At 42.4% G+C, this 12281-nt stretch carries 14 protein-coding genes; 7 read left to right on the top strand and 7 right to left on the bottom strand.

The window, feature by feature from the left end; all coding sequences use genetic code 11:
* Entirely contained in the window at positions 1 to 678 is a 678-nt protein-coding gene (locus tag ACXHJ2_RS18400) for a vWA domain-containing protein (RefSeq protein WP_064962505.1), read from the top strand.
* Between the two features lie 241 nt (positions 679 to 919).
* On the opposite strand, the gene ACXHJ2_RS18395 is transcribed toward ACXHJ2_RS18400, so the two are convergent.
* From ACXHJ2_RS18395 to ACXHJ2_RS18380, 4 genes are all read right to left on the bottom strand, one after another.
* Positions 920 to 1300, bottom strand: coding sequence for a DUF3899 domain-containing protein (locus ACXHJ2_RS18395; RefSeq protein WP_165080206.1), 381 nt, complete (start codon positions 1298 to 1300; stop codon positions 920 to 922).
* A complete protein-coding gene (locus ACXHJ2_RS18390) occupies positions 1300 to 2943 on the bottom strand; it encodes a peptide ABC transporter substrate-binding protein (protein ID WP_017426313.1) in 1644 nt (547 codons plus the stop codon). Before ACXHJ2_RS18390 ends, ACXHJ2_RS18395 begins: the two co-directional genes overlap by 1 nt.
* Before the next feature lie 182 nt (positions 2944 to 3125).
* Entirely contained in the window at positions 3126 to 4076 is a 951-nt protein-coding gene (locus tag ACXHJ2_RS18385; protein ID WP_025676164.1) for an ABC transporter permease, read from the bottom strand.
* 1 nt (position 4077) lies between these two features.
* The gene (locus ACXHJ2_RS18380) at positions 4078 to 5004 is read right to left on the bottom strand and encodes an ABC transporter permease (protein WP_013369634.1); all 927 of its coding nucleotides are present in this window, start codon (positions 5002 to 5004) and stop codon (positions 4078 to 4080) included.
* A 318-nt stretch (positions 5005 to 5322) separates the two neighbouring features.
* Between ACXHJ2_RS18380 and ACXHJ2_RS18375 the strand changes: the two genes are divergently transcribed.
* From ACXHJ2_RS18375 to ACXHJ2_RS18365, 3 genes are read left to right on the top strand one after another with little or no spacing between them, the layout of a single operon-like run.
* Positions 5323 to 6090, top strand: coding sequence for an amino acid ABC transporter substrate-binding protein (locus tag ACXHJ2_RS18375; RefSeq protein WP_013369635.1), 768 nt, complete (start codon positions 5323 to 5325; stop codon positions 6088 to 6090).
* 40 nt (positions 6091 to 6130) lie between these two features.
* The gene (locus ACXHJ2_RS18370; RefSeq protein WP_017426315.1) at positions 6131 to 6790 is read left to right on the top strand and encodes an amino acid ABC transporter permease; all 660 of its coding nucleotides are present in this window, start codon (positions 6131 to 6133) and stop codon (positions 6788 to 6790) included.
* 15 nt (positions 6791 to 6805) lie between these two features.
* Positions 6806 to 7558, top strand: coding sequence for an amino acid ABC transporter ATP-binding protein (locus ACXHJ2_RS18365; protein WP_013369637.1), 753 nt, complete (start codon positions 6806 to 6808; stop codon positions 7556 to 7558).
* 292 nt (positions 7559 to 7850) lie between these two features.
* Here the strand turns inward: ACXHJ2_RS18365 and ACXHJ2_RS18360 are convergent, their stop codons facing one another.
* Positions 7851 to 8738, bottom strand: coding sequence for an AraC family transcriptional regulator (locus tag ACXHJ2_RS18360; RefSeq protein WP_165080208.1), 888 nt, complete (start codon positions 8736 to 8738; stop codon positions 7851 to 7853).
* A gap of 103 nt (positions 8739 to 8841) precedes the next feature.
* Positions 8842 to 9045 carry a hypothetical protein gene (locus ACXHJ2_RS18355; RefSeq protein WP_230493775.1) on the bottom strand — a complete coding sequence of 68 codons (204 nt, stop codon included), beginning with the start codon at positions 9043 to 9045 and terminating at the stop codon, positions 8842 to 8844.
* On the opposite strand from ACXHJ2_RS18355, the gene ACXHJ2_RS18350 reads away from it, so the two are divergent.
* Positions 8957 to 9799, top strand: a complete 843-nt coding sequence (locus tag ACXHJ2_RS18350) for a DMT family transporter (protein WP_457874264.1) — start codon at positions 8957 to 8959, stop codon at positions 9797 to 9799. The two genes, ACXHJ2_RS18355 and ACXHJ2_RS18350, sit on opposite strands and share 89 nt — an antisense overlap.
* A 59-nt stretch (positions 9800 to 9858) precedes the next feature.
* Positions 9859 to 10191 (top strand): chaperone CsaA, encoded by a 333-nt coding sequence (gene csaA, locus ACXHJ2_RS18345; protein WP_165080212.1) that lies wholly within the window; start codon positions 9859 to 9861, stop codon positions 10189 to 10191.
* 112 nt (positions 10192 to 10303) lie between these two features.
* Here the strand turns inward: csaA and ACXHJ2_RS18340 are convergent, their stop codons facing one another.
* On the bottom strand, positions 10304 to 10852 hold the full coding sequence (locus tag ACXHJ2_RS18340) for a TetR/AcrR family transcriptional regulator (protein WP_025676170.1): 549 nt from the start codon (positions 10850 to 10852) through the stop codon (positions 10304 to 10306).
* A gap of 200 nt (positions 10853 to 11052) precedes the next feature.
* Here ACXHJ2_RS18340 and ACXHJ2_RS18335 point away from each other — a divergent pair, with 200 nt between their 5' ends.
* Positions 11053 to 12222 carry an MFS transporter gene (locus ACXHJ2_RS18335; protein ID WP_165080214.1) on the top strand — a complete coding sequence of 390 codons (1170 nt, stop codon included), beginning with the start codon at positions 11053 to 11055 and terminating at the stop codon, positions 12220 to 12222.
* Positions 12223 to 12281: the final 59 nt, after the last annotated feature.

Below are 12281 nucleotides of genomic sequence, written 5' to 3'. Positions count from 1 at the left end.
ATGAGCGGTATTTCTTTACTTAAAAAGAATGCGCAATTGGTACTGACTAAAAAGAATCTAACGAATGTGACCGCGAGAGTTGGATTAGTGCTCGATATTTCAGGATCTATGAGAAGTTTGTACAAAAATGGTACCGTTCAAAAAGTGTTGGAGCGAATTGTTGCGGTAGCAAGTTCTTTGGATGATGATGGTGTACTGGATGTATGGGTGTATGATCACCGTTTTTCACGGTTGCCATCCGTTACCGAAAATGACGTTGACAACTATGTTGAAAAACATATTTTGTCCAATGATTATTTGCCCAAGTTTGGTCGAAATGATGAGCCTCCAGTGATGCGTGATGTCATCGCCAAGTACACCAAGGAAGAACCCTCTTCAGATCCGGCTTTTGTTATTTTTATTAATGATGGCGGTGTGAAGCGTGGAAAAGGGGACAATATTGACAACGCAGTCATTGATTCATCAGGAGAGCCAATTTTCTGGCAATTTATCGGTGTGGGTGAATCCGATTTTGGCGTATTAAAAAAGCTCGACAACATAGAAGGTCGTGTGGTAGATAACGCCAATTTCTTTCAAATACAAGATATCGAATCTATGGAAGACAATCAACTGTACGAACTATTACTTAACGAGTTCCCGTCATGGCTGCAAGAAGCGAAGGAAAAGCGCATTTATTAAGACTAATAAGTCTTGTAGTACTATGAGAAACTTTTCAAAGTTAATATAAAAAATGAAAAAGAGGGAGCTCTGCTAGCAAACGCTTTGCGGAACTCTCTCTTTTCATTTTACCAATCACTAAAACATGTAGAAGCTCTATTGGCGGTTGCTAGCGGAGCGGGCAGAATTGTTCAGGAGAAGCGATCGGAGGAACAATCTGCACGCGCAGCGTCCACCAACCGCAAGAAAGCTTCTCATTTCCTTAACTCATCCCCATTAATACTATCGAGCAAAGTAAAAGTCCCGTCCCGCACCCCGAAGTATATACCTTGAGGTGGCGGAACATGGATGTTTTCCAGGCAGACAGAGATTCATCGGAACGCAAATGTTCATTTTCCTCCTGTAATGCCTTGGATTGACGAATGAATAACTGCCCGATGTCGGCAAATCCCCGCAGAAAGAGGGTGAGAAAGCCACTTTGCAGAACATGGAAGATCGCACTGATCACCAAGCCCAGCAATCCTAACAGAAATAGCAGATTTGCGGTAGCCAGGTTTTCACGACCATACATGAGATGGGGGACGGCGTATAAAAATCCTAAGGTACCGACAATCAGGGCAGTGATCCCGAAACGTAATATCATTATTTTTCAACCCGTTTTGCAAAACGTAGATCTGGGTTCGAACGAGCGTCAAATACGATGCCTTGAATTTTAGGGCTGATTAATGCGGTATCCGCAGAGAACTGGATCGGAATAATCGGCAGATCTTCCATCAATACGTCTTCTGCCTGATGAAGCTGTTCAAAGCGTTTTGCCGGATCAAGCTCAAAGGTTGAGGATTCAATCAGCTTGTCATACTCCGGGTTGCTCCAGTTGGTAAAGTTGTTCGAATTTTTGGAAGTATAGTGTCCCAATACGCCAAGCGGATCAAGGAAGTTTCCTTCCCAGCCCATACGGGCGATCTGGAAGTTCTTTTGCTTAAAGGTATCAATGTATGTTTTCCATTCCTGATTCTCTAGCGTCACTTCAACGCCCAGGTTCGTTTTTAGCATTTCTTGAATGGCTTCAGCTACTTTTTTATGCTTGTCCGACGTGTTGTACTTGAAGGTGATCGGTGGCAGCTTGGTCAAACCTTCTTCTTTCAGTCCTTCAGCCAGCAATTGTTTTGCTTTTGCTGCATCAAACTCATAGTATTTTTTCGGCGCTTCATCACGGAAGTCCTTGCCGGACGGTGTTGTTGTTCCGTATGGAACATATCCGTATGCAGGAGTTTCGCCACCTTTGGTTACGTTGGTAGCCAGTGCTTCACGGTCAATGGCGTAGGCAATGGCCTGTCTGATTTTTTTATTGTCAAACGGCTTTTGTTTTACGTTGAAAGAATACGTGTACACACTGAAGGATGGGTGCGACAGGAATTCCTTGCTGCTCTTTTCCTGATCCAGTGTATCCACGGGAAGGCTCAAGATCAGATCCAAATCGCCTGTTTTGTACATTTGATAATAGGTTGTGGAGTCTTGAACCATTTTAAAGTTAATCGTTGCCATTGTAATGGCATCTTTGTTCCAGTATTGATCGTTTTTCGTCAGCGTAATTTGCTCGTTATGTTTCCATTCCTTGGCTACATACGCGCCGTTGCCGACAATCGTGTTAGCTTCAGCTGCCCATTTGTCGCTTTTCTCCACAACAGCTTGGTTCACGGGTAAATAGGCGTGACCGACAGCAATCGTTGGGAAGAAGCTCAGCGGTGATTTTAGCTCAACGACAAGCGTTTTATCATCTTTAGCTGTAACACCTACATCTTCAATTTTACCTTTGCCTGTGTTGTACGCTTCGGCACCTTTGATGTAGTAGAGGGCAGAAGGATCGTAGGCAGCCGTTTTCGGATTCAGGACCCGTTTCCAGGAGTATTCAAAATCCTTAGCTGTCAGCGGGTCACCATTCGACCATTTTGCGCCGTCACGAATGGTAAAGGTATATGTTTTGCCGTCAGGAGACACGTCTACTTTGCTGGCAGCGCCTTCTACGATTTTACCGGCTTTGTCGTATGTATACAGCCCTTCATACAGGTTATCAATGACAAAATAGGACGTTGTATCTGATGCGAAGGCAGGGTCCAGCGTATAAGGCTCGCCACCTGCCAGATTGGCTGTAATTTCTTGCGGGACATCTGCTTGAGACGCAGCGGACGAGTCGTTGCTTGCTGTCTTGTCTGCAGTGCCAGAGCATCCTGCCAAAGCCGTTACGGCTAAAAGTAAGATGATCGTCATCCAATGCATTTTTTTCATCGTGGTTTTCCTCCATTATTATGGTTAGTTAAACGATCAGCCGGGATTTATTCAACCTCCTTTCCGGCAGGTATGCCGCGTGTGCGCACTTCCATAAAGGAACAGCCGTTTTTTCTGCGGTTAGGCGAGAAGCTGCGGATCATGGTGACACCCCTCCTTGTCCAATTTGGATATCTGTGTTGTTAATGCTGTGAACGCGGGTCAAGTGCATCCTGAAGCCCGTCTCCAAGTGTGTTGAACGCTAGCATGGTGAGCGATATCATCAGACCGGGGAAGAATAAGCGCCACCATTGACCGCTTAAAATAACGCCGAGCGAGTCGTTGGCCATTGTTCCCCAGCTTGCTGAAGGTGACTGAATCCCCAGACCGAGAAAACTCAGGAACGATTCGGCAAAGATAGCCGACGGGATAGTGAACGTCAGGTTCACGATTATGATGGCCGCTGCATTCGGCAGCAGATGCCTGAAAATAATGCGTGAATGAGATGTCCCCAAGCTGCGGGCGGCTAGCACATATTCCTGCTGCTTGAGCTGTAGGATTTGCCCACGTACCACCCGAGCCATGCCGACCCATCCGGTAATAGATAGAGCAATAATCATCGTGAGCAGGCCGGGCTTCATAATGACGAGCAACAGAATGATGACCAGTAGATAAGGAATGCTGTACAAAATTTCAATAATACGCATCAGGACATTGTCGATTCGGTCGCCCGTTTTACCATGTCCCGCACAATAACCAGCTACACAGCCTACGAGAATGCCAAGCAACAAATCAATGGCAGCAGCAGCAAAACCAATCATAAGTGAAATTCTAGCTCCGGCCCATGTCCGTGCCCATACGTCTCTCCCCAGATCATCCGTGCCAAACCAATGCTCTTTCGAAGGAGAGAGGTTCGTTTTCAAAAGGGATTGATCACTGGGTGCATAAGGAACCATGGAAGGTCCGACAATCGCTAGCACAATAATAATGATAAGTAGAGAAAACCCCAACAGAGCAAGCTTGTTGTTAAAAAGTCTGCGAAGCCGATCCCGCCATGGTGACTCTTGGGGTCTGGTCAACGTGGGGGTGGGTATCTGGCTGCGGTCTACAAGACTAAATAGACTGTCCTTTTCGACAGTAGGTGCTGCTTTCATGTTAATCTCCTTTGCTGACTAATTTGATTCGCGGATCGACAAGGCGATAGGATATATCAATTAGAAATAAGGTAACGACCAGAATGGCACTGTAGAAAATGGTCGTACCCATAATGACTGGATAATCCCGGTTAAAGATACTGTCTACGAAATATTTACCGATGCCGGGAATGGCGAATATTTTTTCAACGACAAAGGTACCTGTAATCACAGAAGCGAATAGCGGTCCGATGAAGGACAGCACCGGAATTAATGCATTGCGTAGTCCGTGACGAATGACTATTGCCCAAGAGGACAACCCTTTCGCTTTGGCGGTGCGTATGTATTCCTCATGCATGACTTCCAGCATACTTGTCCGCATAAAACGGGCGATAACAGCAAGAGGTGAAACAGCGAGAGCTAGCGATGGAAGCACCGTGTGCTGCCAGGTTCCCCATGAGGCGACCGGAAGCAGATGCCATTTGACGGCAACATACTTGATTAACAATGGCGCTAATATGAAGCTGGGGACGGAAATACCCACAATGGCGATAAACATTGAAATATAATCCAGTGGTCGATTATGGTGTAAAGCAGCCAATGTTCCGAGTGAAATACCGGCTATAATCGCAACCACGATGGATTGAATACCCAGCAGTGCAGAAGGTGGAAAGCCTCTGGCGATAAGCATATTTACGTCGGTTGTTTTCGATTGAATAGACGGCCCCATATCCAGCACGAGCAGATTTTTGAGATACAATACATACTGCACAGCGAGCGGCTTGTCCAGATTGTACCTGGCACGCATGTTTTGCAATACAGCCTCCGGAATAGTCTTGGAATCGTTCGAGAACGGATCACCCGGAATGATGTGCATGATAATAAACGTTAAAGTGACGATAATCCATAACGTAATGAGCATCGTGAAAAGACGTTTTAAAATGTACATGGGACTTTATTTCTCCTGTCTATCAAGCTGATTTTCATTCTATTGTTGTTGAATTTTTAAAATAAATAAAAGTATATAAGAATACTAGGAAATAATAAAACGGATAAGGTAACATGTCAAGGTAAGGTTTTACATTATAGAACACAGGTCAAATTTTCGTCACAAGTTTTCCATTTTTATAAGGCTAAGAATCCGCTGATCCCTCTCGACGAGTATCCTGCGGTATGTTATGATGATACTCTGATAACGTGTTAACGAACTAAAGCGTTTGCCACCTGTTCTTGAATATGGGGGTCACCATTGTTGGAGGGGAATAAGATGAGAAAAGCAGCCATGTTTACGATGATGATTGGTTTGATTATGATCGTGTTGGCCGGATGTTCCGGCGGTAAGGATAACAGCAAGTTGATTATTGGAATTGATGATAAATTCGCGCCGATGGGCTTTAGAGATGAAAATAATGAGCTGACCGGTTTTGATATTGATTATGCGAAGGCGGCCGGGGAACAAATGGGCAAGCAAGTGGAATTCCAGCCGATCGACTGGTCTGCCAAAGAATCCGAGCTGAACAGTGGACGTATTGATCTCATTTGGAATGGATACACCATTACAGATGAGCGTAAGGAAAAGGTGCTGTTCACGAAGCCATATTTGAAAAATAGTCAGGTCATTGTCGTTCCGGCCACTTCTAGTCTTTCCAAGCTGGCTGATCTGGCGGGCAAAACGGTGGGCCTCCAAACGTTGTCCTCAGCAGCCGACGCACTGGATGCGAATCCGATCAAAAGTAAATTGAAGTCAGTGTCGGAGTACCCGGATAACGTTCTTGCTTTGACAGATCTGAAAACTGGTCGTCTGGATGCAGTTGTCATTGATGAAGTTGTTGCCAAGTATTATATGTCCAAGGAACAAGGGACGTATAAGCTGCTTGATGAATCACTGGCTCCTGAGGAATATGGCATCGGCGTGAAAAAGGGGAATGAAGAGCTGTTGACGCAACTGCAATCTGCTTTGGATGAGCTGCACAAGAACGGAAAAGCGGCTGAGATTTCGAAAAAATGGTTCGGTGAAGATAAAGTATTAAATTAATACGTAATGTAATGAACTAAGGGTTTAGGAGTCGAAGGTTATGAGTATGGAATATATTTTACGAATTATGAAGCCTATGCTTGAAGGGGCACAGATGACGGTTATTTTATTTTTCATTACGCTCATCTTGTCTATTCCGCTCGGGTTTATCGTTACGCTGCTGGCCAAAAGTCGGTTTAAGCCTATTGCCTGGCTGATGCACACGTACATTTATGTTATAAGAGGCACGCCGCTTTTGCTGCAATTATTGTTCTTTTGTTTTGGTCTGCCGATGTTGCCTGTCATTGGGGAATATCTAGTACTGGACCGGACAACGGCTGCGGTACTGGCATTTGTACTGAATTATGCGGCTTATTTTGCAGAGATTTTTAGAGGCGGGATGTTGTCGATTGATAAAGGGCAATACGAGGCTTCGCAAGTGCTGGGCTTAAGCAAGTCGCAGACGTTGATTAGAGTTATTGTGCCGCAAATGGTACGGATTGCTTTGCCTGCGGTAACCAATGAGGCGACGACCCTGGTGAAAGATACGGCTTTGCTGTATGCGGTAGCAGTACCGGAACTTTTGCATTTTGCCAATACGGCTGTAAATCGTGATTTCACGATTGTGCCTTATGTTGTAGCGGCAGTTATTTATTTGTTGATGGCTTTGGTGCTTACAATATTCTTCAGAGCACTGGAAAAACGTTTTAAATTCGAGTAAAAGGAATGTCGGGATATGAACACTAACGCAATAGAAGTAACCGATTTGAAAAAATCATTCGGCCAGCTCGACGTTCTGAAAAGAGTGAGCTTTAACGTGAAGTCGGGCGAGGTTGTAGCTGTCATCGGTCCTTCAGGTTCAGGGAAAAGTACCATGCTTCGCAGCTTGGTGCATCTGGAGGATGTGACAGGCGGGACGATTCGCATCCATGATAAAGCCCTGGTGGAAAACGGTCACTATGCTCCGGCAGGCGACATTAAGAGCATTACTACCGGAATGGGCATGGTGTTTCAGCATTTTAATCTCTTCCCTCATTTGACGGTGCAGGATAATCTGGAACTGGCTCCAAAGCTGGTGAAAAAGGTGAGCAAGGCTGAGCTGCGACGCCAGAGCGCCGAGTTGCTCGCTAAAGTCGGCTTGGCGGACAAAGCGGATGCGTATCCGTCCCGATTGTCGGGGGGACAGAAGCAGCGGGTGGCGATTGCCCGGGCAATGATGATGAACCCTGATATTTTGCTGTTTGATGAGCCGACCTCGGCCCTTGATCCCGAGTTGACGGGCGAGGTGCTGCGAGTGATCAAAAAGCTGGCTGAAGAGCATATGACAATGGTCATCGTGACCCACGAAATGAATTTCGCGAGAGATGTGGCGGATCGCGTCATTTTTATGGACAATGGAGAAATTGCGGAATCCGGTACACCGGAGCAGATTTTTGGCAATCCGCAGTTGGAGCGGACGAAGGTGTTTTTGAATCGGGTGGGGGATTAAAAACATAGTTGTTTGTTTGGGAGTATGTCGGGGAGGCGCTACGCGTGCAGATTATTCTTCCGATCGCTGTTGCAACGGGATTTTTTCATTTATATGACACCTGGTAAGGTTAAAATCCCGTTGCAAAGGCGAACGCTCCGCTTCTTCAGAACAATTCTGCCCGCTCCGCTCACCGACCACCTGTGTAGGTACTATGTTTTTAAGCAGGAAGTGTAAGTAGAAAGAGCAAGGGAGATGGCGAGCGCTATCTCCTTTTTTGCAGTTCAAAATACTGGCTACTTCTTTCCTTAATTCATGAATCATTTCTAAATTTGCGGAATTCTTTAGGTGTTTTAGTATAATGTTTTTTAAAAGACTGAATGAAGTGATTTACATGATTGAAGCCCACTTTGTGGGCTATTTCAGTTATGGTATATTGTGTTGAGGTTAATAACTCGCTGCTTTTCTTGATGCGATATTTGATCAAATAATCATAAGGTGTCATATGAATGGTTCGCTTAAAACTACGAGTGCATTCTGAAACACTTAAATGTGCTATAGCGGCAATTTCTTGTAGTGTTATGTTGTTTGCGTAGTTTTGATGGATAAAGCTAAGCATCAATTGAAGTCTTTCCTGTTGTATTTTCACGTATTTAGGTGCTTCCTCAGAAGAAAGAGTAATATTAGATATTAAGATTAACCATAATTGTGCCGTTTTGATGGATACCTCATATTCCCAACCCCATTTTTTTTTCATATCAAACTTCTGTTTCATATCCCACAGCATTTGTAGTATTTGAATTTGCCATTCAGCATCTCCTTTAATTACAAGTGACAGTAAGGAAGAGTTTGTATAAGGCAGTACATAATTTTTTTCCATCGCACTATCTGCATAAAAGGCAAGCAGCTTCTCCGGAAAATTAAAGCTGACATATTGGCCGTGATGTGAAAGCTGGGTAGTCACGTGAAGAACACCCTTATTAATTAAAATGGCCTGGCCTGTGTCTAATTCATGATCAACCCCATTCACTTGTATAACAAGTTTTCCCTTAGTAACCAAAGTGATCTGTAGTTCTTCATGCCAATGTAAATCGTTAAATCCTCTACCTTTAGGAAAACTTTCCTGAATTGTATGGGTGTACATGATGTATGGAAATGAAACATCGGGATAGAGAATGGTCTCGTGCAATTGTTTTTCCATTGAAATGAAGGTCCTTTCTTATGACGATATTCCTATATAAATAAAAGATATAATTACACAAAATAAATAAAAGCGGTGATATTATTATACTCAGTTCAGTTTATTATTCAAATTTTCTGTGCACAGAGAATTGCTCAAAAACAACTGAGAGGATCATTATGAAAATAAATAAAACGTCTCTACCCTTGCATCCATACTTTTTGCTGTTCATCAGTATTTTGTCGGTTTCCATCTCTTCCATCATGATAAAATCCTCAGACACTCCAACCTCCGTGGCTGGAATGTATAGATTGTATATGTCAGTCATACTAATGCTTCCTTTCGTACCCTGGAAAATGCTCCGTTCCATAAAAATGACCCAAAAAGATTGGGGTACCGTTTTTATGGCTGGTCTTTTTCTCGGGTTACATTTCTTATTCTGGATGGAATCTTTGGTGTATACCTCAGTTGCGAGCTCCATGGTCATCTTATCCTTACAGCCTTTATTTGTAATGATTGGTTCCTACTTTATGTTTAGAGAACGAGCAAGCCTATTCACTATTTTTTGTTTGATCGCTGCTCTTATCGGTTCAATCATTATAGCTTGGGGAGACATTGGGACTTCGAAAGAGGCACTAATCGGAGATGGGTTGTCTTTATTAGGAACAATCTTGATTTCAGCTTATATGCTGGCAGGACAGAAGGTAAGTCACAAAATAAATGCAAATTTTTATAGTGTGATTGTTTTTTTTCTTGGCGGCAGTGTCCTGCTAGTCTACAATTTGGTGAATCATTATTCCTTGACCGAATATGACTCGTCGGATTGGACGTATTTTTTATTACTTGCAGTAATTCCAACTATTTTTGGTCAATATATTTTTAATCTGCTGTTGAAGTCAATGGGGGCAACTACTGTGTCAGTGGGTATTATTGGAGAGCCGGTTCTCGCCATACTTCTCGCCTACTTATTTTTAGGAGAAATCATGTCTGCATTTCAATTCATAGGTGGAATCATGACTTTATTCGGTATGGGGATGTATTTTTGGGCAAAATCCTTAAAGTATACAGTTGCAAAATATTAAAATTGTTTACTGATTATCGCGAAATTTTTAAGAATACAATCGATGAGGAGAATGTTTACATGGCAACGATTGATGATTTTTTGAAACTCGATATTCGGGTTGGAACTATAATTAAAGCTGAGTTTTTTGCAGAAGCGAGAGTTCCTGCTATTAAACTTGAAATCGATTTTGGACAAGATATTGGAATAAAAACATCGAGTGCACAAATTACAAAAAGATATGTGGCTGAAGAGATTATAGGGGAACAAATCATAGGTGTGGTCAATTTTCCTCCTCGACGGATAGCAGGCTTTAATTCAGAAGTATTAGTCCTTGGAGGAATCCCCGAGAAGGGGGACGTGGTTCTATTGAAACCAGATATTAAACTGCCTGATGGAACACCTATTGGGTGATAATTCGTTCCTGTTTAATTCATCAAGCTGGGTTGAATTACAGCTGAATGGAAAAATATGATTACAGTTCAAGAGCGTCCTGGCAAATTATGCAGTACGCTCTTGTTATAAACTATAGACTTCTCTCTAACAAAACCCCGATTTGTTTGGCCATAACTTGCGGCGGATATGGCATTCCATTCCGAATCCACCACTCAATTATTCCTACATAGGCGTTTCCAGCATATTGCAACATAACATCTTCACTTAATTCAGTATTCCTGCTGCTTTCTCTGTCGATCTCACCTTTAAATCCTTCAATAAAAGAGGCAAAAAGCCGAGTTCTAAAAGATGATGGTGTCCCTTTACTTGCTAACATGGTCGAAAAAAATAAATAATTTTCCTTAAAATATTCAAAGTAAGGTACAAGAGCATCGGTCCAATCCAACTCACATGCCCACTTATCCATCTCCCCTAATTCGTTAAGGTGTGTCTCTATGAGTTTATCCAATAAATCATATTTGTCCTGATAATGAAGATAAATGGTTCCGCGGTTTACATTTGCCCGGTCCGCAATATCCTGAATGGTAATCTCATCAAAGTTTTTTTCAGTCATCAGTTCAATAACAGCTTTTTTCAAGGATTCTTGAGTTTTAAGAATTCTCCGATCCACTTTGGTCATCGAAAATGTCACCTAGCCTTCTGCGATAATTAACACTTTTGATTCATGTGTTGATATATCAACATATCGCGGATTTTTAACCATTGTTTTTACGCTTCTTAATCATATAATAATAGACATGAGTTGATTAAACAATCTGCTTTGCTTATCAACTTCGTGTTGTATAGGTAATTTCAAAAGTGAAGAGAGGAACCTTGATTTTGGTTAATCAGAAAAATTTACTTGTATTTATATTAACCATAGGAGTCTTCGGCATTTTAAATACCGAAATGGGGGTGATCGGCTTATTGCCCTCCATTGCTGAACACTTTCATGTGAGTGCATCAACAGTAGGATGGTTGGTAAGTTCTTTTGCACTTGCGGTTGCAGTGTCTGGACCCATCTTCCCTTTATTGTTTTCGGGTATAAATCGGAAAAAGGTCATGTTACTTGTGCTTGGTGTTTTCGTTTTAGGGAATGTCGTCTCAATTTTTACGACTAATTTTACGATTGCACTTGTCGCTCGTGTAGTACCTGCACTTTTTCATCCTGTATATTGTTCATTGGCATTTACTGTAGCAGCGGCCTCGGTTAGTCAGGAAGAAGCTCCAAAAGCTGTTTCGAAAGTTTTTATTGGAGTATCTGCCGGTATGGTAATCGGTGTACCAATCGCAAGTTTGATTGCAGGTGCTGCTTCTTTACAGATGTCGATGGTATTCTTTGCTTCCGTAAACATTATGGTATTTATCGCTACATTACTATTTGTACCATCGATGCCTGTTGAGGAAAGACTTTCTTACGGAGCACAATTATCTGTATTAAAAAAACCAGCTACTTGGCTTTCCATTGTGACTGTTATTTTAATGAACTCAGCAATATTCGGTGTTTACAGTTATTTTGCTGAATATTTGAAAACTGTTACGAATATGTCTTCGAATACAATTAGCTTAATGTTGTTTATATACGGTGGAGCCAACATTATTGGAAATGTAGTCGCAGGAAAGCTACTTATTAATAGTGCGATCAAATCTGTCGTATCTTTCCCTTTTGTACTGGGAGCTGTTTACATCATTATGTTCTTCACAGGACAGCTTAGCGTACCCATGGCGATCATAACATTAATTTGGGGAATATTAGCCGGTTTCGGGGGGAATATGAATCAATATTTGATGACGTCTTCAACTCCTGAAGCGCCTGATTTCGCTAATGGATTATTTTTAACATCTGCTAACTTGGGAGTAACATTTGGTGCCACAGTCGGTGGATTCTTTATAGCAGAAATGGGTACACAATACGTCATATTTGTGGGACTACTATCATTGGTTTTAAGTTTTGTAGCCATTTTACTAAGAAACTACATGTTTACTCTCACTCGATCACTTTCAAGATAAGGAATTGTCTCCATGTTTAAATAGGCTAAGTAACACGATTAAAATAACCAATAATTCAT

The organism is Paenibacillus sp. ALE3, from assembly GCF_054113405.1.
This window is presented reverse-complemented; position numbering and strand designations above follow the sequence as displayed.